Origin of the sequence: Aedoeadaptatus ivorii (genome assembly GCF_030815095.1) — a bacterium.
Taxonomy (GTDB): domain Bacteria; phylum Bacillota; class Clostridia; order Tissierellales; family Peptoniphilaceae; genus Aedoeadaptatus; species Aedoeadaptatus ivorii.
Genome location: NZ_JAUSWF010000001.1, coordinates 19,035 through 44,824, shown reverse-complemented (window position 1 = coordinate 44,824; position 25,790 = coordinate 19,035). Strand labels below are relative to the sequence as shown.

Here is a 25,790-nt window from a genome sequence, read left to right as displayed (position 1 = left end):
GTCTCCTTTACTTCCGCATACACTTCGGTTTGTCTAAAATTTCCCGGTACAGCATCGCCCGTTGGGCGGGATCCTTTGCCTCGATGGCGAAAAAGGGATGCTTCCGCTTGGGCACAGCCGCTTTCGGCGTTTCATAATCGTCGAATTCGCTCTTCTTCTCGTAAAAATACGGGTCGCTTTTTTGCGTAACGCGCTTGGCCGCCTGTGCCGAAGCCTCCTGCAAATTCGAAGGATTCCGCTTCGAAGGCGAACTCGTGTGTTGTGCCGATTTTCTTAGGGAATTGGCGGCTTTCGCATTGCTTCCTTCGGCCCTGTTCTCGGAAACGGCCGCACCGATGGCCGCCTGCGCCTCTCGAATTTTTTCTGCCACAGACGTCCCTTTTGAAAAAGCCTTCTTCGATGCCGAAGCGTTGCGGCCGCTATGCTGTTTTTGCCGCGCTTTCTTTTCCTTCGCCTGTATCAGCGCGAAGATCAGCACGATCAGCACGGCATTGGAAAAGGCAAAACCCAACATTTAGATGTCCTTTTCTTCGTCGGTCGACTCGGAACCCTTGGCAATGGCCTCCCGCATAGAGGTATCGCTCTTTAAGTTCTCGAGCCGGTAGTACCCGTCCACCGAAAGATTGCCGTTCTTTAAGGCCTCCGCCAATGCGAGGGGCACTTGAGACTGCGCTTCTACCACGCGGGCGCGCATCGCTTCGACTTCGGCGTGCATTTCCTGTTCGCGGGCGATCGCCATAGCGCGGCGTTCCGAAGCCTTTGCTTCGGCGATGCGCTTGTCGGCTTCCGCCTGGTCGGTTTGCAGGCGTGCCCCGATGTTTCTCGCCACGTCCACATCGGCGATGTCGATAGAGAGGATTTCATACGCCGTGCCGGAATCCAGCCCTTTGCTGAGTACCATGCGAGAAATATTGTCGGGATTTTCGAGCACTTCTTTGTAGCTATTGGAAGAACCAACCGTGGTGACAATCCCTTCCCCGACGCGGGCGATAATCGTCTCTTCGCCGGCACCGCCGACCAAGCGGTCGATATTTGCGCGCACGGTCACCTTGGCGATGACGACGACCTCGATCCCGTCTTGGGCGACGGCCGAGATATTCGGCGTTTCGATCACTTTCGGGTTGACGCTTACCTGTACCGCTTCCAAGACGTCGCGCCCGGCGAGGTCGATGGCGGCGGCCTGCTCAAAATTCAATTCGATATCCGCGCGCTCGGCGGCGATCAGCGCATCTACCAGGGTATCCACATTGCCGCCGGCGAGGTAGTGCCCTTCCAAGTCGGCGATGTTGATATGCATGCCGCCCTTGGTGGCCTTGATCATGGGATTTACGATTCTGCGCGGCTTGACCCTGCGCAGTCGCATACCGATCAAATCGGAAAGGCGTACCTTGACGCCCGAGAAAAATGCGGTCACCCACAGCCCGACGGGAACCATGGTAAAGATGGCGATAAGGACGACGATCAGGACGAACATCAATATGGTCCCCAAAACGGCGCCTGCTGCTTGAAACATGTCAAACCTCCTTGACGTATATCTGATTGCCTGTAACGGATACGACTTCTAAGGGCCGATTCGCATCGACAAAACCCGTAACGGATTGCACGGATAGGCGCTTTCCGTCGATTTCGGCGGTGCCGGAAGGCCGAAGGGGTGAAACGCTCCTTCCCCGATCGCCGACGGCACAGGCCGCGGGAAACTGCGTATATTGCTTTTCCGGCGAGATCAGCTTTTCGAGAAAGGCAATGTCTTCGCCGCGCTCGATCAAATTGCGGATCAAGACGAACAGCACCAGCGCCGATAGCCCCAATGTGCCGGCCGCCACAGAGGGATTCCCCATAGAAGCGGCGAGGGAATAGGCCATCAAGGCGATGCCGCTGATGCCCGCAATGCCGAAACCGGGCACCACAAACTCCACGGCAAAGAGTATGCCGCTCAGCAAAAACAATACAAAGGGAATGGCCGAGCCGATGCCGATGTAAAGCCCCAGTCCGAAGTACAAAACGATGCAAAATAGACCGAAAATCCAACTAGCCGATCCCTTTCGGGAAAACAAGCCGTAGACCAGGCTCGAAAGCCCCGCGATCACGAGAAGTGCGCGCACCAAATAGAGAAACGGTGCGATTTCTACGCCCCGTGCGTAGACGGCTTGCGGCAAGAGGACAAGAGAGAATACAAAGAGAAGGATACGCTTTTTCATACACAAACCTCCTTTTGTATTATACCCTCGAAATTTCGGGCAAATCGAAAAGTAACCCGGAGATGAATCCCCGGGTTATCTTAATTTAAGATGCGATTTACTATTGCGTTGACGGCTTTTCCGTCGGCACGCCCTTGCACTTTCGGCATAATATTTTTCATCAGAAGGCCGATCTGCTTCTTCTCGGTGATGTCGTGTTCCGCCATAACCTCGCGTACCAGCTTCTCGAGCTCTTCCTCCGACAATTGTTCGGGCATATAGCGCATGAGAATTTGAATTTCCTCTTCGGTTTCCCGGACCAGGTCATCCCGGCCGGCTTTTCCAAATTCTTCGATGCTTCCGCGTCTTTCCTTGATTTGTTTCGAAAGGATTTGTAAAACGCCCTCATCATCCAGTTCGATGCGTTCGTCAACTTCTTTTTGTTTGATCGCCGCGCGCACTAAGGTGATGGTATCTTTCGTTTTTTTGTTCTTTTCCTTCATCGCAGTCTTGAGATCCTGCATCAAGGTTTCTTTTAAAGACAAAATTACACCTTCTCAATTAGTATTTACGTTTTTTTCTGCGTGCTTCCTCAGATTTTTTCTTGCGCTTAACACTGGGTTTTTCGTAGTGTTCTCTTTTGCGCGCTTCCTTTAAAACGCCACTGGAAGCACATTGTCTCTTAAATCGCTTAAGGGCGGATTCCAAAGACTCATTTTCTCCAACGCGGATTTCCGACATAATTTCCCTCCCCTCTTTAGAAAAGAGTGATTAGCCAGGAGTCTGGCTAAATTCCTTACAATTATACACGATTCGGGAGGTGAATTCAATAACGGCAAAGAGTTTTCAAAGATTTAACCCGGTGGCCATTGCAGGCTTCTGCCGCCGAGAACGTGAAAGTGCAGGTGTGCGACCGACTGCCCGCCGTCCTTTCCGATATTGTTGACGACGCGGTAGCCGCCGGTGAGGCCTTCTTTTTTCGCCAGGTCGCGAATGGTCGTAAAGATATGGCCGATCAGCCCGGCGTCGGAATCCTTTAGGGCATCCAGCGATTCGATATGCACTTTCGGGATGACGAGAAAATGTACGGGCGCTTGGGGGTCGATATCCCGAAAGGCAAAGATCTTCTCGTCTTCGTAGATGCAATCGGACGGAATTTCTCCCGCCGCGATCTTACAGAACAAACAGTCCATGGTCACTCCTTTCCGAGTACAGCGATGATTTCCTCTTCCCTTATACCCTGTATTGTAACACATCGCACGGCGTTATGAAGATCTTCGTCGCTCTCGACGAAAACCCGCAGGTAGTTCGGCGTAAAGCCGTAGTACTTTCCGTCTTTTTCTTCCTCAAAAAGAACAGAGAAGCGTCTGCCGACCATGGATTCGGCGAACTTTTTGTGCATTTCTTTACCGGCTTCGATCAGACGCTGCGCGCGCCGATTTTTAATCGCCTTGGGAATTTGATCCTCTCGCTTTGCCGCCGGCGTGTTTTTCCGCATACTATAGGGAAACACGTGGAGGTCCGAAAATCCGATGTCTCGGACAAAGGCGAGGCCCTCTTCGAATTCTTCTTCCGTCTCGCCGGGAAAGCCCGCGATCACATCGGTCGTTATGCCGGCGTCGGGAAAGTAGCGGCGTATATTTTCTACCGTTTCTTTGTATTCCGCCGGGGTGTATTTTCGATTCATCTCTTCGAGCACTTTTTTAGAACCGCTCTGCAACGAGAGGTGAAAGTGCGGCATAAAGCTCGGAATCTTTTGTACGCGCTGCAGAAATTCGTCCGTAATCGTCATCGGCTCCACCGACGAGAGGCGTATGCGCAGAATCCCATCGACGGCGCCGATCGCCTCGATCAGATCGATGAGTTCGACCGCTTCGTCGAGATCCTTGCCATAACTGCCGATGTGGATTCCCGTAAGCACCACTTCGCGAAAGCCGTTTTGCGCGAGACGCCGCGCTTCCTTTACGGCGTCATCAATGGCGCGGGAACGGATAAACCCGCGGGCATAGGGAATGATGCAATAGCTGCAATAGCGATTGCAACCGTCCTGTACTTTCATATAGGCGCGGGTGCGCGCTTCGGCATCTTCCACATGCAGGGCTTCGAAGGGATCCGTGCGTTCGTGTTCCTCCACGTCGACGATCGGCCCTTCGCCCCGGCGCACGGCCTCTAAATCTTCGAGCAGATTCGCCCGGTTTTTGGTGCCCAAAACCAGATCCACCCCTTCGACGGCGGCCACTTCTTCGGGGGAGACTTGGGCGTAGCAACCCAGTACGACGACGATGCAATCTTTTCTCTTTCTCTTGTGCCGCCGAATGATCTGGCGGCTCTTTTGATCGCTGGTATTGGTGACGGTACAGGTATTGATAAGGGCGATGTCCGCCTCGTCGCTTTGATCCCGAATGTATCCAGCGGCCTCGAGCATCTCCTCTACGGCTTCGGTCTCGTATTGATTGACTTTACATCCCAGTGTATATGTGCTGAAACGCATCAACGCGTCCGCCTTTCTACCAATCGGGCGGCGATATAGCCCCCGATAACGCCGGCGGTCTCGGTGCGGAGAATCGTATCTCCGAGGCTCACAAATTTCGCATTCGCTTCTTTTAAGCGCGCGATTTCCTCCGGATCGAATCCCCCTTCCGGCCCGACGACCACGTACACATCTCCCTGCAGGCGCAGCTCCACGTCGAGGATGTCCTGCTGCCGCTCCTCTTCATAACATACGAGGATCTCGTCGTTTTCTTTAGTGCACGCGAGAAAGGACTCCATGTCCGCCAGGTCCAAAATCTCGGGAATGTGGCGGCGATTAGACTGCTTGGCGGCCTCTTGCGCGATTTTTTCGTAGCGAATACGCTTGGACTCGTATTTCTTCGTAAGGTCCGACACACTCCGCTTTGCCTGCAGGGGCAGGAAGGCATCGACGCCGCATTCGGTCGCGTGTTTAATGACGGCTTCCAACTTTTGGCCTTTGCCCACGCTCTGTACCAAGACCACGCTGGCCAAAGGACCCTCCATGGGAATCTCTTCTTCTACGGCGACAAAGGCGTCGCCCCGGATCGCCACCAGACGTCCCCGGTATAAGCTGCCGTCGTAGGCGACTTGAATTTCCATGCCGCTCTTCGCCCGGAGCACCTGCAAGAGATGCCGGCTGTCCGCCGAGGACAGGGCGACGTGTTTTTTCGGTATCGGTCGTTCGCTTACAAAAAAATGTCTCAATGCACTCCTCTTTTCGCCGCAATCGCGGCCCAGTCGCCTTTTTCGTCGGAATCCAGGATCTCAAAACCCGATTCTATAAGCGCCGATTCTACGTTCTTTCGCTTTTCCTTGAGTATGCCCGAGGCGATAAATACGCCTCCGGGCTTGATGTGTTTTGTGAGTGCGGGGATCATGCCGATAATGATCTCCGCAAAGATATTGCTCACCACGAGATCCGCCACTTCCTCCACCACGCCGAACAGGTCGCCTTGTCGCACGTCGATTCGGTCGTCGAGGCGGTTTTTTGCGGCGTTCTCTTTGGCCGAGGCCACTGATTGCGGGTCCATATCCACGGCGATGGCGCGCGCCGCGCCGCTCTTTAGGGCGACCAAGGAAAGGATCCCGCTCCCGGTGCCGATGTCCAATACTAGATCCCCTTCTCGCACGTATTGGCGCAGATAGCGGGCGCAAAAGAGCGTCGTCTCATGATTGCCGCTGCCGAATGCCATGCCCGGATCCATATACAATACGGCCTCGTCGGCATCGGGCGTGTAGTCTTCCCAGCTCGGCACGATGACGAGGCTCCGGTCCACGGCGATGGGGCGAAAATACCGCTTCCAGTCGTTGGCCCAATCCCGCGCCTCTACGGGAAGGATGCGCGTCGAAAAGCCGCGCGCATCGAGCCGCGCCTTTACCGCATCAATCGCTTCGTCTCCGCGTTCAAAATACGCTTTGATGGTAAAGCCTTCCTGCGCATCCGCGAGCAGGCTCTCGTCCACCAAATCCCAAGTAAATTCGCTGCTATTCAGTTCTTCCACGCTGTTTCGGGAAATGATCTCGAAGGCGTCGATTCCCGCGCCGTGGAGTACGGCAGCGGCGGTGGCTTCCTCGGCGTCGGGTCCCTGAATTTCCAATAGAATGTAGTCCATTACTCGAAAAAGTCCTTAATCTTTTGTAAGAATCCCTTTTCGTCCTCCGACTTTTTGCCGCCGGCGACCGCCCGCAGGGACTCCAGTTGTTCCCGATACTCCCGGGAAATCTTTTTGGGTACCAGGATATTGACGGTAAACAGGAGATCCCCCGCTCCTTCGCGGCGCAAATAGGGCACGCCCTCGCCTTCGATGCGGAAGGTCTCGCCGCCCTGGGTGCCGGCGGGGATCTCGTAGTCGATGATTTCTTTTAGGGTGGGCACTTGAATCGTACCGCCCAGAACCGCGTCTTCGTAGCGGATAGGGATCTCCACGTAGAGATCCTGCCCCAGGCGCTTAAAGATCGCGTCCTCTTCGATATGCAGATAGACGTACACCGTACCGGGCTGTCCGCCGTTTTCGCCGGCGTGTCCTTCGCCGGTCATGGTGATCACGCTGCGATCGTCGACCCCGGCGGGGATTCGGATGTGGAGCTTGCGGTTGATGGTCTCTCTGCCCGCGCCCTTACAGTGTTTGCAGGGCTCTTCGATAATCTTACCCGTACCGCCGCATTCGTCACAGGGAACCACGCGCACAAACCGGCCGAAGGCGGAATTGGTGCCTTCGCGCACTTGGCCGCTGCCGCCGCATTTGTCGCAGGTATGGATGTCGGTTCCTTCCTCGGCACCGGTGCCACCGCAGCGGGAACAGGTTTCGGTCCGCCGGATCTGAATGTCCTTTTCGGTGCCGAAGACCGCCTCTTTGAACGTAAGGTTCAAGTCGTAGCGGATATGCCCGCCGTCTCTGGGGGCCTTCGCCGTATTGCCGCTGCTGAAATTCGCGCCGAAACCGCCGCCGAAGATGTCGAACAGGTCGCCGAAAATATCGCCGAATCCGAATCCACCACCGCCGCCGGCATATTCGTTGCGCAGGCCGTCCTCGCCGTACAGATCATAGGTCTGTCGCTTCGACTCGTCCGAAAGGACTTCGTAGGCGAGGTTCACTTCCTTAAATTTATGCTCGGCTTCTTCGTCGCCGGGATGGAGGTCGGGGTGATATTGCTTCGCCTTTTTGCGATACGCTTTTTTCACTTCTGTCATAGAAGCGTCCCGTTCGATCTCCAGAATTTCGTAAAAATCTCTCATACACACCATCTCTTTCCACTCTGATTAAATGATAATCATATCGCAAAATTCGGGCTTTGAAAAGACGACAAAATAAAAAAGGGCACCGCAGTGCCCTTTTTGCCCATAGCTTACTCTTCGTCTTCGTCTACGACTTCGTAGTCGGCATCGACCACATCGTCGTCTTGGGGAGCTTGTTGTCCTTCGGCTCCTTGGCTTTCTTGTTGGGCTTGTTGATAGAGAACTTCCGAAACGGATTGGAAGGCGGTTTGCAGCGCTTCCGTCTTGGTCTTGATGGCCTCGATGTCGTCGGTGTCCTTGACAGATTTCAGATCTTCGATGGCCGCTTCGACCTTCTTCTTGTCGTCTTCGGAAATCTTACCTTCTACGTCCTTCAATGCGGATTCGGATGCGTAGATGACGGAATCGGCGTTGTTTTTCACTTCGATGGATTCCTTCTTCTTCTTGTCATCTTCTGCGTGGATTTCCGCTTCGCGGACCTTTTCTTCGATTTCGTCTTCCGTCAGGTTGGACGAAGAGGTGATGGTGATGTGTTGTTCCTTGCCGGTACCCAAGTCCTTCGCCGAAACATTTACGATGCCGTTGGCGTCGATGTCGAAGGTGACTTCGATTTGGGGTACGCCGCGGCGTGCCGGCGCAATGCCGTCCAGTTGGAAACGACCCAAGGTGACGTTGTCGCTCGCCATTTGGCGTTCCCCTTGCAGTACGTGGATGTCTACGCTGGTTTGGTTATCGGCAGCGGTGGTAAAGATTTGGCTCTTCTTGGTGGGAATGGTGGTATTGCGTTCGATCAAACGCGTGGTTACCTGTCCCATGGTTTCGATACCCAAAGAGAGGGGGGTAACGTCGAGGAGCAAGAGGTCCTTTACGTCGCCACTCAATACGCCCGCTTGGATGGCGGCGCCCAAGGCCACGCATTCGTCGGGGTTGATGTCCTTTTGGGGATCCTTACCGGTGAGCTTCTTAACGAGTGCCTGTACGGCGGGGATTCGGGTAGAACCGCCGACCAAGAGGACTTTGTCGATTTCCGATGCGCTGAGGCCCGCGTCTTTTAGTGCGGAGAGTACGGGCTCTTCGGTTTTTTTGACGAGATCCGCGGTGAGCTCTTCGAACTTCGCACGGGTCAGGTCCATGTTCAAGTGCAGCGGTCCTTCGGCGGTCGCGGTGATAAAGGGAAGGTTGATATTGGTGCTCATGGTCGAGGAGAGTTCCTTCTTCGCCTTTTCCGCCGCTTCCTTCAGACGCTGCATACTCATGCGGTCCGCCTTGAGGTCGACTCCGTTTTCCTTCTTAAAGGAATCGGCGATCCAGTCGATAATCCGCTCGTCGAAGTCGTCGCCGCCGAGTTTGTTGTTGCCGCGGGTGGCCTGTACTTCGAACACGCCGTCGGAGAGTTCGAGGATCGATACGTCGAAGGTACCGCCGCCCAAGTCGTAGATCATAATCGTGCTGGATTCCGCGTCTTCGTCTTCGCCATAGGCGAGGGCAGCCGCGGTGGGCTCGTTAACGATTCTCTTTACATCCAGTCCGGCGATCCGTCCGGCGTCCTTGGTCGCTTGTCTTTGGGAGTCGGTAAAGTATGCCGGTACGGTGATAACCGCTTCGGTGATGGTTTCACCGAGATAGCTTTCGGCGTCGGATTTCAGCTTTTGCAGGATCATCGCGGAGATTTCCTGGGGCGAGTAATCCTTGCCGTCGATGGTGACCTTGTGGTCCGTACCCATGTGGCGCTTAATGGATGCGATGGTTCTGTCGGGGTTGGTGATGGCTTGCCGCTTTGCCGTTTCCCCTACCAATCTTTCGCCGTCCTTGGTAAATGCCACGATCGAAGGGGTCGTACGGTTTCCTTCGATATTGGGGATGATCGTGGACTGTCCACCTTCCATTACCGCCACTGCGGAGTTGGTGGTTCCTAAGTCGATACCGATAATTTTTGCCATTCTGTTTCCTCCTGAATATATATAGTTGCGCTTACTCTATGCTTATTTCGAGACCTTGACCATGGCCGGTCGGATGACACGTTCTTTGAGGGTATACCCCTTTTGGAGCACCTCCACGACCACGTCGGGTTCCACGCCCTCCTTTTCTTCGAGCATAACGGCGTGGTGCAGATTGGGGTCGAAGGGCGCATGCAACGCGTCGATCTCAACGATCTCGTTTTTCTCCAGTTCTTTTCGGAACTGGTCGGCGATCATTGCCATGCCTTCGTAAAACTTTTCATCGCCCACGTCTTCCGTCTCCAGCGCCCGTTCAAAATTGTCGAGCACCGGCAGGATGTCCAGGGCGAGTTTTTCCATGCCCATTTCGCGGAGCCGAACGCTTTGTTCGGTGCTGCGGCGCCGGAAGTTGCTGTAATCCGCCTGAAGGCGAATATAGCGGTCTTCCAGCTCGTCGTATTTTTCCTTTTCGATCTGTTCGACCTCCGCTTCGCGGGAGTCCTCTTCCCGCTGTGCTTCTTCTTCCGGACGGCGCTCCTCTTCGGGGGTCTCGTCCGGATTTACGGGTTTTTGTTCGTTATTTTCCACTACCACATTCCACCTCAACGTTCTTTCCAAAGTCTCTCGGATAAAGCTTGGGTAAAAGCGCCCAGCGCCTCTGCCGATTTTTTATAGTTCATACGCAAAGGACCGATCAATCCCACCTTTGCAAAATCAGAGTCGTTTATGGGATAGCTCTGCCCCGAGACGCTATACTCTCGCATGATTTCGTCGCTGTTTTCGGAGCCGATGATGAATTGTATCCTCGGCGTGTCGGGCATATTCGCCGCAAGCCGCAAGAGATTTCTCTTCTCTCCCAAATACTCCAACAGGGATCGGATTTTGAAGGAATCGCGAAATTCCTCATAGCGGAACAGATTGCTGATGCCGCCGGTGATGACCTCTACTTCTTCGACCGCCGAAGCGACCCGAGAGAGTACCTCCGTCACCCGAAGGACAAAGTCTTCATAGCGGATCAGCCCGCCCGATAAGACGAATTTCACGCCGTCGAATTCCATAAAAGAAATGCCTACAAAGGCTCGGGATAACACCTCGCGAATATAACGAAGCTCTTCTTCGTCGGCGGGAAACTCCACCGGGAGCAGTCGCTTAACGACCACGCCTCGGTCCCCCACCACGAGCAACATGACGAGGTGTTCCGAAACCGGGATCAGATCCATATATTTTATGGTCCGATCGCCCCGCTTGGGCATCAGCATAAATGCGATGCTTTTTGTATGATCCGCCAATGCACCGATCGCCGATTCGTAAAATTCCTCCGTCCCCAACAGAGACGGCGGCATGGCCTCTCGAAAGAGGCCCACGAGGGCGTCGGAATGGCCGATCTCGGAAATCCATTCGTCGACATAAAATCTATAAGCGTTTTCCGAAGGAATACGGCCGGCAGAGGTATGGGGCTTCGTCAAAAAGCCCATCTCTTCCAAATCGCTCATCTCGTTTCGGATGGTGGCCGACGAGATCTTGAGGTCGGATTCCTTGGAGATGGTACCGCTGCCGACGGGTACGGGAGAGCTGATATAGGACTCGATGATGATATTTAAGATGTCCGTCTTTCTCTGGTCCATATGCTCCTTCCCCCATCGTTTTTAGCACTCGATTCGAATGAGTGCTAATCGCTTACAGTTATAGTATAGGTCCCTTATTAGCACTTGTCAAGTCCGATTGCTAAAATTCTCTACTTTGCGTCTTCCTCGAGGCGGAAAAATCCCAGCTCGACGATATTGGCGAGATCCCGTCCCCGGTCCGTAAGGGCGATGCGCCCTTTGTGTGTATGCAGGAGTCCGCTTTTCGTAAACTCTTCGATTTCCGTTGTATAGGCGGCGCCGAATGTGGCGCCGGAGGGAAGCACGGCATCGAGGGCGATTCCCACGTTTTTTCGAAGCCCCAGGACGATATATTCGTTGTCCCGATCGATGGGCATAAGCCGCTCGGTATATTCCCTGGGGGATCTTTTCGCCTCTGTCGCCGCAAAGTAGGCGCGCATCGATCGATGATTGCCATAGCGCGTATCCCCCAGATTTCCGCAGGCGGCGGCGCCGATGCCGATATACTCGCCCAGATCCCAGTAGTGCAGATTGTGGCGGCATTCGCGCCCAGGCTTTGCAAAATTCGAGATTTCGTATTGCCCATAGCCCATCTCCGAAAGGCCGCGGGCGTAGGCATGCACATGAAGGCGGTCACGTTCTTCGGAGGCCGAATCCCTGCTGTCAAAATACCGTTCGTAAAAGGGCGTGCCTTCTTCCAAAATCAGGCTATAGAGGCTTACGTGTTCGGGTTGAAGCGCACGAATCATCGCGAGAGACGCTTCTACATCGGCGGCATTCTCCCCCGGCACCGAGGAGATAAAATCGAGATTGATATTGTCGGCGCCCCCGCTCCTTAGGTGGCGAAAGGCGCGCATCGCCGTCTCGGCGTCGTGAATGCGTCCCATGCGGGTAAGAAGCGCGTCGCTTGCACTCTGTACGCCCATGCTGAAGCGATTTACGCCGGCATCGATCAGCGTCGATATATTTAAATCGAGCATACTTTCGGGATTTCCTTCTATTGTTATCTCCTTCGCATCGGCCATTTGCGGCATAAGTGCGCCCAAAACCGCGAGCAGTCGATCCGTGCCCAATAGCGACGGCGTTCCCCCGCCGATATAGACCGTGTAGATGCCCCGCGCGTCCAAGAGATTTCGATAGAGCGCAATCTCGTTTTTGAGGGCGCGAATATAGCGATCCGCCTCCCCTTCTCGGGGCCGGTGGGAATAAAAGTCACAATAGCCGCATTTGGCGGCACAAAAGGGAATGTGAATGTATACGGACAGTGGTTGCATACTGTTTTCTCCTATGAAAAAAGCGGACCCTGAGGATCCGCTCGTCTTATTGGTCTTCGTCGTATTTCAATACCGCGAGGAAGGCTTCCTGAGGCACTTCTACGTTTCCGATAGAGCGCATTCTCTTTTTTCCTTCCTTTTGCTTTTCCAACAGTTTGCGCTTTCGGGAAATGTCTCCCCCGTAGCACTTCGCCAGGACGTCCTTGCGCACGGCGCGAATGGTCTCTCTGGCGATGATCTTGGAGCCGATGGCCGCTTGAATCGGCACGGCGAATTGATGCCGGGGAATGACGCCGGTGAGGCGCTCGCAGATTTTTCTGCCGCGCTCGTACGCCTTCTCCCGGTGCACGATCAAAGAAAAGGCATCGACCAATTCGCCATTGATCAGGATGTCCATCTTGACCAAATCGCCCTGTTCGTAGCCGATCAGCTCGTAGTCGTAGGAAGCATAGCCCCGGGTTCGGCTCTTCAGCGCGTCGAAGAAATCGTAGATGACTTCGTTCAAAGGAAGTTCGTAGGTGATAGTTACCCGCGTTTCCTCCAGATAATCCATGCTGATATAGCGCCCCCGTCGATCCTGGCAGAGCTCCATAATTGTGCCTACATAGTCGGTGGGCGACATAATCTCCGCCCGCACAAAGGGTTCTTCCATATATTCGATCTCGGTAGGATCCGGCAGATTCGACGGATTTTGGATCTCGAGCATCTCTCCCTCTACGGTATAGACGCGGTAGATAACCGACGGCGCCGTGGTGATGATGTCCAGGTCGAATTCGCGCTCCAGGCGCTCCTGAATAATCTCCATATGCAAGAGCCCCAAGAACCCGCAGCGGAACCCGAAGCCCAAGGCGACGGAAGTCTCCGCGTCGAATACCAGCGCTGCGTCGTTGACCTGGAGTTTTTCCAGGGCGTCGCGCACGTCGGTATAGGACTCCCCTTCCGCGGGGTAGATTCCCGAATACACCATGGGCACCACTTTTTTGTAGCCGGGCAGCGCTTCCGCCGGCGGGTTGGCGGGGTCGAAAATGGTATCGCCGACCCGCGCCTCTTTTACATTTTTAATGCTCGCGGTGATATAGCCGACGTCCCCGGCCGAGAGCTTCTCCAGCGGAATGTGGCCGTTGGCATTTACGCCGACCTCCACGACCTCGAATTCCTTTTGGGTCGCCCACATCTTGATCGCATCGCCGGCCTTTACGGTGCCGTCGAAGATGCGCACATAGCAGACCACGCCCCGGTAGGCGTCGTAGAAGGAATCGAAGATCAAGGCCTTAAGCGGCGCCTTCGCATCGCCGGTGGGGGCAGGCACTTCGCGGATAATGGCGTCTAGAACTTCGTCGATGCCGATGCCTTTTTTGGCGCTGATCAGGGGCGCTTCTTCGGCGTCGAGCCCGATAATGTCTTCGATTTCTTGTTTCACTTCGTCGGTGCGGGCCGAGGGCAGGTCGATCTTGTTGATGACCGGCACCAACTCGAGATCCTGATCCAAGGCTAAGTACACATTGGCGAGGGTTTGCGCCTCCACGCCCTGGGTAGAGTCGACCACCAACAATGCCCCTTCACACGCCGCAAGGGAACGCGAGACTTCGTAGTTAAAGTCGACGTGGCCGGGCGTATCGATCAAATTGAAGATATACTCGTCGCCGTCGGCGCTTTGGTGAATCAGGCGCACCGCCTTGAGTTTAATGGTAATGCCCCGCTCTCGTTCCAGCGCCATGGAATCCAGCACCTGGGTGTCCATCTCCCGTTCGGTGAGCATCCCCGTCTTTTCGATCAAGCGATCCGCCAAGGTGCTCTTTCCGTGGTCGATATGCGCGATAATAGAAAAGTTTCGAATAAATGTCTGTCTGTCTGTCATCGATCCTCCTTATTCCGTTCCACCGGAGCGAAATAACGCAAATTTCTGAAAGGGGTAGTAGCGGAGCGCAGCGCGCGAACGGATATGTTCTTTCTGAACCGGTCCGAAATAGCGGCTATCGACGGACATGCCCGGTTGTCGATTGTCTCCCAAGACGAAAAATTCCCCTTCTCCCAAACGCCAGCTGCTCTCCCGATAGATCTCCGTCTCGATACCGGGATGGATATACGGCTCTTTGAGGGCCACGCCGTTGACGAGGACTTTTCCGCCTTCGATCGAGACCGTGTCCCCGGGCAAGCCGATTACGCGCTTTACGTATTCCTTGCCGGAGCCGTCCGGCGCGTCGATAATCACCACTTCGCCCCGGGCGGGGTCGGAGTAGTAGTTCGGGAATACCAAACATATCAACCGCTCGTTTTGGTGCAATGTCGGCTCCATGCTCTGGCCGATCACCATGGTGGTATTAAAGATAAATGTACGAATGAGTAAGGCCAATACAATGGCGGTTACGACCAGTTTTATCGCTTCCATGGCGAACGACTGCGACTTTTCTTCACGTTTCAAACCATTTCCCCTTTCTTAATCTGACTATTCATTTTATCATAAAATCCCGATTTCCCACAGATGCAGCAAAAATCTCGCGAAAGCCACTGTGTTCTTGCAAATTCAAAGGGGCTGTGATAAAATTCTACAAGTTAAGGTCCGTAGGGATAATTTCACAGTCGGAGGTGAACCATGGCAAATATCAAGTCCGCGATTAAGCGAATTGACGTTACGAAAAAGCAAACCTTGCGCAACAAAACCATTAAAACCGGTATCAAGACTTCCATCCGCAAGTTTGAAGATGCTCTTGAAAACGGCAATGTCGACGAAGCGAGAGAACTCCTCCGCACTGTCGACAAGAAGATGAAGAAGGCCGCTTCTAAGAACATTATCCATAAGAACGCAGCGGCGCGCAAAATGAGCCGCCTGTCCAAAAAACTCGGTATGGCCAACTAAAAAATGACCCGATCCGCGACGGATCGGGTTTTTTTTATGCCTCTATACTCGAAGCATATCCAAGAGCAAACCTTCCATCACCGCGCGATCGGATCCCGAAGAGGTCTTCATCTTCCGCTCCGCCGAGAGAATCAGCGCATAATGTCGCTTGAGCTGTGCTTCGGAAAGGCCGCGGCTGTTGGCGGCGATCTTTTTTCCCTCATAGGGCTTTACGCCCATATAGCGAAACACTTCCACATCGTTCAGACCGGTGGCGCGCATATACTTATAGAACAAAAAATTGCCCGTCTGCCGCGCGATCATATAGAGGATGCGGGGCGCCGGCTCTTCTTTCGCCTCGAATTCGTCGAGTAGGCGGAGCATACGCGGGGCATCCTTTTTGGCGACGGCATCCAATAGATCGAATATGGTCTCGACCGAAAAGGGCACCATAAAGCTGTCTACGGCTTCCGCCGTCACCTCTTTGCCGGAAATGCTGACAATCTGATCCAAGGTATTGACCAATTCTCGCAAATCGCCCTCGTAACGACGCTCTTCGTAACCCGACTGGCGGATAAAACGCTCCATAACCTCCGGGCGAATTTTTCGGCCGTAGCCGGCCAAGTACGAAGCGATATAGTTTCTGAGTTGCCGGCCCTTCGGCCGCTCCATGGCGATTAGGCGGTCGCGTTTTTTGAAGCGGGTGTAGAGCTTTTGATTCTTTCGAATCGCCGCCTCCCCCTCTAAGAGGAGGAGGATCGTAGAATCGGGAATCTCGAAGACCGCCTCCAAAAACGCGTCGATGTCCGGTGCCCCGGCGAGCACGCCGCTATCTTTTACCACCACCATGCGCTTTTCGCTCATAAAAGGCAGGGTGTTCGCCTTAGCGATAATCTCCTCTGCGACGGGGGCCGCCACGTCGTAGTTCAAATCCCGCATGGCCGCGTCGATATATTTTTCTTCTATTTTTCGGCGCCGCTCCTCCATACCGTATTTTTCCGGCCCGTGGAGGAGATAGGCCCCCTTATAGTCCATTGTGTCCATATCTCTTCTCTTTTCTTACAATATTCGGCGCCCATTCGGACGATGCCTATACAGAGTACCATGAAGAGGAAAAAAATCATACCGCGCGCCATAGAAATCCGCGTCGTGCGAAAGGCATCGACCGCGATGCTATCGCCGTAAAAATCCATGCGCACCGCCCCGTCCTCGGTCTTTTTATAGGGAATTCTATGCTCTTTCAGGCGTTCCAACACTTCTTCGTGGGGATGGCCGTAAGGATTGTCTTTTCCCGCCGAGATCAATGCCAAATCGGGCCGAGTGTTTATCAGAAACGCTTCCCCGGTCGATGTGCGGGAACCGTGGTGGCCGAGCTTTACGATCCCGCGCTTGCCGGGCCTTTGAAACAGAATCTCCTCTTCTCTTTGGGGAAGATCGCCCATAAAAAGCGCGGCATTCTCGCCGTAAAATACCTCCGCCACCATGGATGCGGCGTTATCGCCCCGCCCCACCGACGGGTAGAGCAGAATTCGACCCTGCCCCGCTTTATACATACCCGGCGCCGTGTGCACGCGACCCGCTACGCGCTCGATTTCTCGAAACAACGCGTCGTTTCCATCCGCTGCCGGCCCATATACGGCATCGATCGGCACCGCATCTTTTATAGAGAATATGCCTTGTGCATGGTCCATATCGTAGTGAGAAAGAACCACCGCATCGAGGCGCCCTACGCCTTGGTTTCTAAGAAACGGCAGCACATAGCGCCGCGCCGGATCGTTCGCACCCGCGCTTCCGCCGGTGTCGATCAGCGCGCAAAAATCCCCGCTACGCACAAAGGCGCAGTCGCCCTGGCCGACGTAGAGCTGGGTGATCGTAAGCGGCGGCGACAGGATATAGGTTGTACTGAGTGCCGCAAATGCGACCCCCACCGCCTGCAGAATGAGCACCCGCCCCGCCCGTTGCGTAAGCCGGCGCCACGGAAAGAGCACCGCCGCATGGATCGCCGCGATATACGCCGCGCTTTCCGGAAGCGAAAAAGCGGGGAGCACCCAGCTCGAGGAAAGCATAGCGATCGCATCGGTAAAGCCGAACAGCGCGCTCAGCACGAGGTGCAGGAAAAATGCCGTCCCCAAAGCGAGGGGCGGTGCGATCGCCGCAAATCCAAGCAACAGTATGCCGCCGATCAAAACGATCGATGCCGCGGGCAATACCACGACATTGGCGAGAATACCCGCCCACGAGATGCCGCCGGCGGTCTCAAGCAACAGCGGTGCGATCAGTGCCGTTACCGAGACAGAGGCGACGAGTCCGTCGCGTAGGACGCCGCCGGTGGGAAGCAGCGGTCGGAGTTTCGGGTACAGAAAAAACAGACCGTATACGGAAAAGAAACTGAACAAAAAGCCCCTATGGAATATGTAAAAGGGATTGCACAGCAAAAATACGCCGGCGCTGAAAAAGAGCGCATACATCGGATCCGCCGGCACATTCTTTGCCCGGGCGAGATCGCGAAAGAGGACCATCGCCCAAATCCGCATGCCGCCCACGGGAAAGTCTGCGAGAAAGAGATAGGCCGCCAAAAACAGATGGATCCAGAGTACGCGAAAGGCGACGGGTGCGGTGAGGCGGCGGAGCACCTTCTCCCAAAGCAGGATCCACACGCCGATATGCAGCCCCGACACCGAGAGGATATGTACCAGATCCAGCGTTCGCAAACTGTCCGTGCTCTTCGCCTCCGCGCGGGTACCCAACACCATGGCAGAAAGCACATCGGCATCCCGCGGCGGCAAATGCCGATCGAAGACGCCCCGCAGTCGCCGCACGAGCGATTCGCGCCCCGCCAATAGAGATCCCGGCGGATCTGTTTCCGCTTTAGAAAGCATCTCTTCCGCCACCGGCCGTATCGTACGCATTATGCCGCGGGAGAGGGCGTAGCGCACATCGTCCGGCTGCCCGGGGTTTTTTGGTCGCTCGGGATAGCGCACCGGTCCCCGCACGACCATCTCCGTCCCCGCCGGCGGCATGGATTCCGACAGCACCCGTGTCCTCTTGCCGATCCCCGCCGAAAGATCATAGTAATGCGCCTCGCTCTTCACCACCCGTCCCCGCGCCGCAAACCGATACGGCCCCGCTGTAACCGATGCCGTCTCGTGCATACACCACGCAAACGACGCCGCCATCAAAAGCGCACCCAAAACAAGCCCGCCCCGCCTACATAAGGCGGCGCCGCCGACGGCAAACAGAAAAATTAAAAAGAACAGATCGCTCGAGACGCAATCGGCGAAAAGGCATCCCGCGGCGAACGCCGAACACAGGAGAAACCACGGTCGTTTCACGGCTACACTCTCCTAAACCGAGTATTTGTGTTAAAATAGAGGAAAACTGCGAAGGAGGCATCTATGGCATTATATATGACCGATCCCTATCGGAAGAAGATGGAAATCACCATCCCCCCGACGGTACATAGCAAGGGATATGAGCACTTTTTACTGGAAGACAGCATCGTTCAACCCCCGGTGGAGGGCTATACCCGCGGCGATCTCGCCTATTATAACGATAAACCCATCTCGTACTCCGTCGATGAAAACGGCAGGATTCAATACCGCATAAAGGACATCTCCGCCGGCGAGACGGGAACTTTGTCCATAGATTGGTCCCGCAGACTGCAGAATATGCAGAACAATTTGGCACGCATCCTCTTTGCCGATGCGGCGGCGACGCTGCTGCACGCGGACGTGCTGGGCGCCGAAACCGAAGACAAATGCTATCTTCTGGTTGATACCCAAGATGTGGGCTTTATGACCTTGGAAAAGCTGGAAAACCTGGTCAATCACCTGATCGAATCGAATCTGCCCGTAGTAGAAAAAGACGGAAAGCTCTCGGTCTCGGGCGTAGAATCCGCAGTCTCCTATGCCCCCGCACCGAGCGCCACCGGCGAGTTGGCGCTCTTTGCGATCACCGATGCCGAAAAAACCGAAGACGGCATTCGCCTCTATTTCCTCTGCGGCGCGGAAGCGCTCGAGGACTATCGGAAGCATCGCTACCTGAAAAACAATCTGTCCTTATATCTTAAGGAAGACGCCCCCGCCGGCATTTGGCAGGCGGTCAAAAAATTACAGGGACAGATCGACACCCTAAAGCAGGAAAAACAGGAACTGGAATCCCGCCTCGGACTGGAGCAGGTACAGGAATTTATGGACCGCCGCCGGAGCATCAACGGCTACGGCTATATCTATCTGACCCTCGAAAACATCAATTTTAAGAACTTCAAAAATTTGACCGGCGCCATCCAAAGAAAACCCCGCACCGTACAGATTTACGGCATTCCCAACGGCAGCGAGGCTCAGATCCACGTGATCCGCAGTCAGGATACCCATGTGGATCTGAAGAAGATCTTAAACGATCTGGAAAAAGAAAGAGACGGCATCGACGGCACGGGCAATATGTACCGCGTCCAATTAAATGTCGCCTATCGCGATATGGCGCATATTATGGAGGCATTTTTGATGCGAATCCAAAGCGAACTGGCATCGGCGCAATAAAAAATCGGCTATTCGGCCGATTTTTTTGTGCCCGTTTTAGATCTTCCGAACGACGGCGCCGGCATCGTCCACCGCGAGGGTGCGGATCTCCCAATGCGCATCGAGGGGAGCGGCAATGCGCTCCCATGCGCTTTGAATCGCTTCCGCGTCCTCGGTCGCCGCGGTCAAAAACAGAAGCGTCGGACCGGCACCGCTGATCAGCATTTTCCCTTTTTTCGTCTCTTCGATCGCCGCCATGGCATCATAGCCTTGAATCAGCGGCCCCCGGTAAGGCTGGTGGATGCGATCGCCCGCACCCCGTAGGAGCGCCTCGAAATCTCCGGTCTCCAAGCCGTAGACCAAAAACGCCATATTGCCGATATTATAGACGCAATCGCCATAGGCCAACGCCTCGGGGAGCGCCGCCCGCGCCTTCTCCGTCGACAGATCGAAGTCCGGAATGGCGACGATGGGCGTAAAGTCCGACGCCCGCTTCAGTTTGCGGTAAAACACCCCGTCCGGTCCGGGGGCGCTTACGACACAGCCGCCCAACAACGCCGGTGCCACATTGTCCGGATGCCCCTCGAAATCCGACGCCATCTCGAGGATCTCGTCGCGAGAAAAGGGAGAGCCCAAAAGCGCGTTCGCCCCCGCCATACCGCCCACGATGCAGGTGGCGCTGCTTCCCAGCCCCCGCGCCATGGGCACCTCGGCTTCTACCGCATAGACAAAGCCGTCCATCGGCCGCTTGGCCCGTCGAAATACGACCTCGGCGCTACGGTAGATCATCGAATCCCGATCCACTTCGCCGCCGTCCATAGAAAACGTAAAGGTATTGTGTAGATTTAGCGCCATGCCGATCACGTCGAAACCCGGCCCCATATTTGCCGTCGTCGCCGGCACCCTTACCTCAATCATAAAAACCCTCCTGTACGACTGTACGCATTTCCTCTACATCGATCGTATCTTCAAAGCGCAGGGGCAGGTCGAAGACCGCCGCCAAGGGCGCGGGGATCGGGACGCCGCTTAGCGCTTCGATCTTTTCCAGTTGCGCGCGCTCGTCGTCTTCGTCGATGCCCAGAGCTCGCGCTACGGTGTCGGGGAATTTATAGGGACTCGCCGTCGCCATTACCAACACGTGGCGCGCGGCACCGTGCTTTTTCATCCCGTCGTAGGCCACGGCGGTATGGGGATCCATCAAATAACCGTCCCTCTCAAAGACCTCGCGAATCCGCGCCTCCGCCTCCGCATCACCGGACCAGTAGCCGACCAGCTTAGAGCGGCGAATCGCGTCTATGGGTACGCTATATTTCCCCGCCTCTTTCAGGGCGTCGATCCGCTCGCGGATCTTGTAGTCCCTACCGAGTATGCGGTGCAGATACCGCTCTATATTGCTCGCCACCAGAATATCCATCGACGGCGAAGTCGTCTTGTAAAAGGGGCGATTCGCATCGTAAACGCCCGTGCGAATAAAATCGGTAAGTACATTGTTTCGATTGGAGGCGCAGATAAAATCTCCGATGGGCAGAGACATCTCCTTTGCGTACATGGCCGCCAAAATATTGCCGAAGTTTCCCGTGGGCACCGCCACATCCACCTTCTCTCCCATCTCGATCGTGCCGCGGCGCACCAGTTCCAGGTACGAGTAGATATAGTAGACGATCTGCGGCACCAATCGGCCGATATTGATGGAATTCGCCGAGGAAAACGCGATCCCCACTTCTTCTCCTCGGCGCCGAATTCCTTCGTCGGCGAAGATCTCCTTGACCGTGCGCTGGGCGTCGTCGAAATTGCCCCGCACGGCATAGACGTGTACATTCTTCCCTTGCTGCGTCGCCATCTGCCGCATCTGCATGGGGCTTACCCCGCCCGCCGGATAAAATACGAAAATATCGGTGTTTTCCACGTCTTGAAATCCCGCCAAAGCGGCCTTTCCCGTGTCGCCGCTGGTGGCGGTAAGGATGCGCACCCGGCGCCCCTCTGCCGAGGCGGACATCAAGCGGGGCAGCATCTGAAGGGCGAAGTCTTTAAACGCCGCCGTGGGCCCGTGAAAGAGCTCCGCCACCGTACATTCGCCGAGATCGCAAAACCCCACGACGCCGGGCGTGCGAAAATCGCCATAGGCCGCCTGCGTCCAGGAACTTAGCGCATCGTAATCGAAAGCCGGGAAAAACTGCGCGAGCACCGCCGCGGCGAGCGCCGGGTACGGCGCGTCAAGAAAATCCGCATAGGAAAACTTCGGCAGGGTTTCGGGCACATAGAGCCCGCCGTCGGGCGCGGGACCGCGAAAAATCGCCTCTTTCTCGTCTGCGATTTGGGATCGGTCTCGGGTGGAATAATACTGCATCACTCTCTCCTCTCGTTCAATGCCTTTCTTAATTTATTAGAAAACAGTTTACGCCACTTGATGGTCGGAATCAAGGGCGAGAATAGGTTTTCATATTTCGATAATATTTTCACTAATCGGTAGAAATTCTTCTCCCTATCTATTATAATGGAGAAAAGGAGAATATATGGGAGGAAAATATGTTTAAGATTCAAGAAAAGAAAGACTTGGCGCCAAATGTGTTTCTGTTGCGCATCGACGCCCCCCGCGTCGCCAAAGCGGCACAACCCGGACAGTTTGTAATCGTTATCGCAGACAAGACGGCCGAGAGAGTTCCCCTCACCATCGCCAACTTCGACCGCAAAGAAGGCTGGGTCGACCTCGTCGTGCAGGCCACCGGTCCCTCCACGAAAAAGCTCGCTTCCAAGGAAGTCGGCGATCATCTGAAGGACTTCGTCGGCCCGTTGGGCGTTCCCTCGGAATTTATCCATATCGACGATGAAGAGCTCAAGACGAAAAAGTACTTATTTGTCGGCGGCGGCATCGGCGCCGCCCCGGTGTATCCCCAAGTTCGCTATTTCTCCGAACGCGGCATCCGTTGCGATGTCATTATCGGCTTTAAGAACAAAGACGCGGTCATCTACGAAGAAGAATTCAAAGATCTGGACTGCAATCTCTATGTGTGTACCGACGACGGCAGCTACGGCTTTAAGGGCATGGTCACCGAAAAGATCGACGAATTGATCGCCGAAGGCAACGAATACGACGTATGCGTCGCCATCGGACCGATGATTATGATGAAGTTCGTCTGCCTCACCACGAAGAAATACGATCTGCACACCATCGTATCTTTGAACCCGATCATGGTCGACGGCACCGGCATGTGCGGCGCCTGCCGAATTATGATCGACGGCGAGACGAAATTTGCCTGCGTACACGGCCCGGAATTCGACGGCCACAAGGTAGACTTCGATTTGGCGATGAAGCGGCAAAGACAATATATCGACGTGGAAAAGACGAAAGGCCAACAAGTTTGGAGGAATGCATGATGGATCGCTTTAAGAGAGTTCCCGTACGGGAACAGGAACCCGACAAGAGAAACAAAAACTTTGAAGAGGTTTGCTACGGATACAACGAAGAAGAGGCGATGACCGAGGCAAAACGCTGCCTGAACTGTAAAAATCCCCAATGTCGCACCGGATGCCCGGTTTCCATTGACATTCCCGCCTTTATCCACGAAATCTCCGAAGGCAATCACGAACAGGCCGCCAGGGAATTATCCAAGTACACCGCCCTCCCCGGCGTATGCGGACGGGTATGTCCTCAGGAAAGCCAATGCGAAATGCACTGCGTATTGAAAAACAAAGGCGATGCGATCAGTATCGGCAAATTGGAACGCTTTGCCGCCGACTACGCCCGTGAAAATAATATTCAGACCATGGAAGTCGAAGCTCCCAACGACCACAAAGTCGCCGTGGTCGGCGCGGGCCCCGCGGGCATTACCGTCGCCGGCGAACTCGTGAAAAAAGGCTACGACGTCACCGTATTTGAATCTCTGCAAAACGCCGGCGGCGTATTGGTCTACGGCATTCCCCAATTCCGTCTGCCCGACAAGGTCGTCGACAGCGAAGTCCAAAAACTGAAGGACCTCGGGGTCAAATTCGAAACCAACACCATCGTCGGCCGCACCATGTCCGTAGACGGCATTCGCCTCGAAGGCTACGATGCGATCTTCTTGGGAACCGGCGCCGGACTCCCTCGCTTTATGAATATCCCCGGTGAAAACTACAACGGCGTATTCTCCGCCAACGAGTTCCTCACCCGTACCAATCTGATGCACGCCTACGAAGCCGGCTACGACACCCCGATTATCGCCGGCCGAAAGACCGCCATCATCGGCGGCGGCAATGTCGCCATGGACGCGGCCCGCGTCGCCAAGCGATTGGGCGCAGACGTCACCGTCGTCTACCGAAGAACGCAGGAAGAACTCCCCGCTCGTCTGGAAGAAGTGCACCACGCCATGGAAGAGGGCATCGAATTCCGCTTCCTCGCCAGCCCCGTAGAAATCCACGCCGACGAAGACGGCTGGGTCAAGAGCATGACGGTGCGTCCCATGGAATTGGGAGAACCCGACGAATCCGGCAGAAGACGCCCCATCCCCCTCGAAGGACAGGACTACGAATTGGAAGTCGACACCGTCATCATGGCGCTGGGTACCAACCCCAACCCCTTGATCACCTCGACCAACCCCGATATCGAAACCAATAAACGCGAAGGCATTATCGTCGACGAATTGGGACAAAGTTCCGTCGATGATATTTTCGCCGGCGGCGACGCCGTCACCGGTGCGGCGACGGTTATCCTCGCCATGGGCGCGGGCAAACAGGCCGCAGAAGGCATCGACAAATACATCAAAGAAAAATTCGGTGAATAATCACAGGACGGCAAAAGGCAGGTCAAAATTGACCTGCCTTTTCTTATATCCTGATCTCGATTTTACAAACTTATGATCTAATATATACGATCGCATGCGCCATATTCTATAAAGGAAGGCGGCGAATGTGCATATCTATGCGTTCTCGGAATCGCATTCGCCGCCGCCACAGCAGTCGCCCTTTTTCGAATCCTCGCTGTGGCGACAACCGTGATGTCCTTCCCCATGATGATGGCCTTCCCCGTGGCGGCACGCATGATGCCCTTTCCCGTGGTGATGGCCTTCCCCGTGGCGGCACGCATGATGGTGCCCTTCGTCGTGATGGCCACAGGAGCCGCCGTCCGCATCGCCTGCAAAGATAGAGGGGGCTTGCTCCATCTTGTGCATCAGTTCGTGAATATGTTCGTGGATCGCATCGTCTCCGAGGATGGTTTCCAGATCGATCCAGATATCGGCGGCGAGTTCATAATTTTCGTCGGATTCCGCGCGCTCGGCGAGCTTTTTGAGGATCTCCGCACGCCCCTCCGATAGGGTGCCGGTAATCCCATTCGCCTGCAGATAGTCGGCAAATTCGTCTTCCGACGCCGGCTCTACCTCCGGATATTTTTGGCGCAGGAGGATGAGATTGCCCTCCGCCTCGCTATTTTCTTCGTCGTAATCCAGCGCGATCATCGAACAGGCGAGGGCCAAATTCGCGCGGCCCTCTTTATAGAGGAAATAGCCTTCGTTGGCAAAACATTCGGCGAAGTCGGCGGCGCGGTAGGCGTTTTGAAATGCCTTTCGATTCATCGCCTTCGCTTCGTCCTCTCGGCCGGTCATGCGATACAGCTTCGAAAGCGTCAGCCTATTGGTGACCGATGCGGGATTGACCGCCAGCGCGTCGTTCAAATAGCGCTCCGCCCGGTCATAGGCCTTCAGCTCCAGCGCCAAACCGCCCCGCACGCTCAAATAGATTTCGACCTCGGGGCCCGCGATAGGCACGCTCTCGTCCGTATGCGCCACGCGGTATAACACTTCTTCGACCAAAGATTGAAAGGAACGCAGCGGCTCGTCGTCTTCCAATGCCGCCAGCGCGACGGCAATCACCGGCGATTCTTCGGCGATGGTTTCTGCAATCGCGTCGGCCGCAGCAAAATCTTCTTGTAAAATCTTTTCAAAGACGCCTTCCAACAGGATGTAAAAGCGGCCGAGATCCCCTTCGGATGCCGCTACGCTTCGAAACTCCTCTTCTCCGGCGTCCCTTTCTCGTATGCGACGCTTGCCGTATTCCAGTAGGGCTTCGGCGCGCTCGGTCTCCCCGGCGGCGTGGAGTCGCTCCACTTCGTCGGATATGCGGTTCAGATCCTCCGCATAGTCCCCGGAGAGGCTCTCTATAAAATCGATTGTTTTTTTGTCCATGTGTACCTCCTATACCCAGTATAGCAAAAGCACGAAAGG

Annotated in this window: 25 protein-coding genes; 4 read left to right on the top strand and 21 right to left on the bottom strand. The window is 55.1% G+C overall.

Features of this window, described 5'->3' with window-relative positions:
- Positions 1 to 7: 7 nt before the first annotated feature.
- The 16 genes from QO008_RS00195 to lepB form a co-directional block, all read right to left on the bottom strand.
- Entirely contained in the window at positions 8 to 514 is a 507-nt protein-coding gene (locus QO008_RS00195) for a hypothetical protein (RefSeq protein WP_126465063.1), read from the bottom strand.
- Positions 515 to 1,474, bottom strand: a complete 960-nt coding sequence (gene floA, locus QO008_RS00190; RefSeq protein ID WP_371828957.1) for a flotillin-like protein FloA — start codon at positions 1,472 to 1,474, stop codon at positions 515 to 517.
- A gap of 40 nt (positions 1,475 to 1,514) precedes the next feature.
- Entirely contained in the window at positions 1,515 to 2,198 is a 684-nt protein-coding gene (locus QO008_RS00185) for an NfeD family protein (RefSeq protein WP_126465059.1), read from the bottom strand.
- A gap of 80 nt (positions 2,199 to 2,278) precedes the next feature.
- On the bottom strand, positions 2,279 to 2,722 hold the full coding sequence (locus QO008_RS00180; protein WP_307383184.1) for a GatB/YqeY domain-containing protein: 444 nt from the start codon (positions 2,720 to 2,722) through the stop codon (positions 2,279 to 2,281).
- A 16-nt stretch (positions 2,723 to 2,738) separates the two neighbouring features.
- Positions 2,739 to 2,918, bottom strand: a complete 180-nt coding sequence (gene rpsU, locus QO008_RS00175; protein WP_126465055.1) for a 30S ribosomal protein S21 — start codon at positions 2,916 to 2,918, stop codon at positions 2,739 to 2,741.
- Between the two features lie 113 nt (positions 2,919 to 3,031).
- Entirely contained in the window at positions 3,032 to 3,370 is a 339-nt protein-coding gene (locus QO008_RS00170; protein WP_126465053.1) for a histidine triad nucleotide-binding protein, read from the bottom strand.
- A gap of 2 nt (positions 3,371 to 3,372) precedes the next feature.
- Positions 3,373 to 4,668 carry a tRNA (N(6)-L-threonylcarbamoyladenosine(37)-C(2))-methylthiotransferase MtaB gene (gene mtaB / locus QO008_RS00165; protein WP_126465051.1) on the bottom strand — a complete coding sequence of 432 codons (1,296 nt, stop codon included), beginning with the start codon at positions 4,666 to 4,668 and terminating at the stop codon, positions 3,373 to 3,375.
- On the bottom strand, positions 4,668 to 5,393 hold the full coding sequence (locus QO008_RS00160; protein ID WP_164715192.1) for an RsmE family RNA methyltransferase: 726 nt from the start codon (positions 5,391 to 5,393) through the stop codon (positions 4,668 to 4,670). The genes mtaB and QO008_RS00160 overlap by 1 nt, the downstream gene beginning before the upstream one ends.
- Positions 5,390 to 6,301 carry a 50S ribosomal protein L11 methyltransferase gene (gene prmA / locus QO008_RS00155; RefSeq protein WP_307383175.1) on the bottom strand — a complete coding sequence of 304 codons (912 nt, stop codon included), beginning with the start codon at positions 6,299 to 6,301 and terminating at the stop codon, positions 5,390 to 5,392. Before prmA ends, QO008_RS00160 begins: the two co-directional genes overlap by 4 nt.
- Positions 6,301 to 7,425 (bottom strand): molecular chaperone DnaJ, encoded by a 1,125-nt coding sequence (gene dnaJ / locus QO008_RS00150; protein WP_126465046.1) that lies wholly within the window; start codon positions 7,423 to 7,425, stop codon positions 6,301 to 6,303. Before dnaJ ends, prmA begins: the two co-directional genes overlap by 1 nt.
- 110 nt (positions 7,426 to 7,535) lie before the next feature.
- Positions 7,536 to 9,365 carry a molecular chaperone DnaK gene (gene dnaK, locus QO008_RS00145; RefSeq protein ID WP_126465044.1) on the bottom strand — a complete coding sequence of 610 codons (1,830 nt, stop codon included), beginning with the start codon at positions 9,363 to 9,365 and terminating at the stop codon, positions 7,536 to 7,538.
- 42 nt (positions 9,366 to 9,407) lie between these two features.
- Positions 9,408 to 9,950 carry a nucleotide exchange factor GrpE gene (gene grpE / locus QO008_RS00140; protein ID WP_164715191.1) on the bottom strand — a complete coding sequence of 181 codons (543 nt, stop codon included), beginning with the start codon at positions 9,948 to 9,950 and terminating at the stop codon, positions 9,408 to 9,410.
- Positions 9,951 to 9,964: 14 nt separating this feature from the next.
- Positions 9,965 to 10,987, bottom strand: coding sequence for a heat-inducible transcriptional repressor HrcA (gene hrcA / locus QO008_RS00135; protein ID WP_307383169.1), 1,023 nt, complete (start codon positions 10,985 to 10,987; stop codon positions 9,965 to 9,967).
- A gap of 110 nt (positions 10,988 to 11,097) precedes the next feature.
- Entirely contained in the window at positions 11,098 to 12,240 is a 1,143-nt protein-coding gene (gene hemW / locus QO008_RS00130) for a radical SAM family heme chaperone HemW (RefSeq protein ID WP_307383166.1), read from the bottom strand.
- A gap of 46 nt (positions 12,241 to 12,286) precedes the next feature.
- A complete protein-coding gene (gene lepA / locus QO008_RS00125) occupies positions 12,287 to 14,098 on the bottom strand; it encodes a translation elongation factor 4 (protein ID WP_126465036.1) in 1,812 nt (603 codons plus the stop codon).
- A 9-nt stretch (positions 14,099 to 14,107) separates the two neighbouring features.
- Positions 14,108 to 14,662, bottom strand: coding sequence for a signal peptidase I (gene lepB / locus QO008_RS00120; RefSeq protein WP_232006500.1), 555 nt, complete (start codon positions 14,660 to 14,662; stop codon positions 14,108 to 14,110).
- A gap of 171 nt (positions 14,663 to 14,833) precedes the next feature.
- On the opposite strand from lepB, the gene rpsT reads away from it, so the two are divergent.
- Positions 14,834 to 15,097, top strand: coding sequence for a 30S ribosomal protein S20 (gene rpsT / locus QO008_RS00115; RefSeq protein ID WP_126465034.1), 264 nt, complete (start codon positions 14,834 to 14,836; stop codon positions 15,095 to 15,097).
- 42 nt (positions 15,098 to 15,139) lie between these two features.
- On the opposite strand, the gene holA is transcribed toward rpsT, so the two are convergent.
- Entirely contained in the window at positions 15,140 to 16,120 is a 981-nt protein-coding gene (gene holA, locus QO008_RS00110; protein WP_307383162.1) for a DNA polymerase III subunit delta, read from the bottom strand.
- Positions 16,039 to 18,408, bottom strand: a complete 2,370-nt coding sequence (locus tag QO008_RS00105) for a DNA internalization-related competence protein ComEC/Rec2 (RefSeq protein WP_307383160.1) — start codon at positions 18,406 to 18,408, stop codon at positions 16,039 to 16,041. The genes holA and QO008_RS00105 overlap by 82 nt, the downstream gene beginning before the upstream one ends.
- A gap of 63 nt (positions 18,409 to 18,471) precedes the next feature.
- Here QO008_RS00105 and QO008_RS00100 point away from each other — a divergent pair, with 63 nt between their 5' ends.
- Complete coding sequence (locus QO008_RS00100; protein WP_126465028.1) at positions 18,472 to 19,614, top strand: alanyl-tRNA editing protein; 1,143 nt, start codon at positions 18,472 to 18,474, stop codon at positions 19,612 to 19,614.
- 36 nt (positions 19,615 to 19,650) lie between these two features.
- Here the strand turns inward: QO008_RS00100 and thrB are convergent, their stop codons facing one another.
- Positions 19,651 to 20,511: a homoserine kinase gene (gene thrB / locus QO008_RS00095; RefSeq protein ID WP_126465027.1), complete on the bottom strand. Its 861-nt coding sequence runs from the start codon at positions 20,509 to 20,511 to the stop codon at positions 19,651 to 19,653.
- Entirely contained in the window at positions 20,504 to 21,940 is a 1,437-nt protein-coding gene (thrC, locus tag QO008_RS00090) for a threonine synthase (RefSeq protein WP_307383156.1), read from the bottom strand. Before thrC ends, thrB begins: the two co-directional genes overlap by 8 nt.
- Before the next feature lie 179 nt (positions 21,941 to 22,119).
- On the opposite strand from thrC, the gene QO008_RS00085 reads away from it, so the two are divergent.
- Positions 22,120 to 22,968: a sulfide/dihydroorotate dehydrogenase-like FAD/NAD-binding protein gene (locus QO008_RS00085; protein ID WP_307383153.1), complete on the top strand. Its 849-nt coding sequence runs from the start codon at positions 22,120 to 22,122 to the stop codon at positions 22,966 to 22,968.
- Positions 22,965 to 24,353 carry an NADPH-dependent glutamate synthase gene (gltA, locus tag QO008_RS00080; RefSeq protein ID WP_307383151.1) on the top strand — a complete coding sequence of 463 codons (1,389 nt, stop codon included), beginning with the start codon at positions 22,965 to 22,967 and terminating at the stop codon, positions 24,351 to 24,353. The genes QO008_RS00085 and gltA overlap by 4 nt, the downstream gene beginning before the upstream one ends.
- Positions 24,354 to 24,488: 135 nt before the next feature.
- Here gltA and QO008_RS00075 read toward each other — a convergent pair whose 3' ends face one another.
- Positions 24,489 to 25,751, bottom strand: coding sequence for a tetratricopeptide repeat protein (locus tag QO008_RS00075; protein ID WP_307383148.1), 1,263 nt, complete (start codon positions 25,749 to 25,751; stop codon positions 24,489 to 24,491).
- Positions 25,752 to 25,790 lie beyond the last annotated feature (39 nt).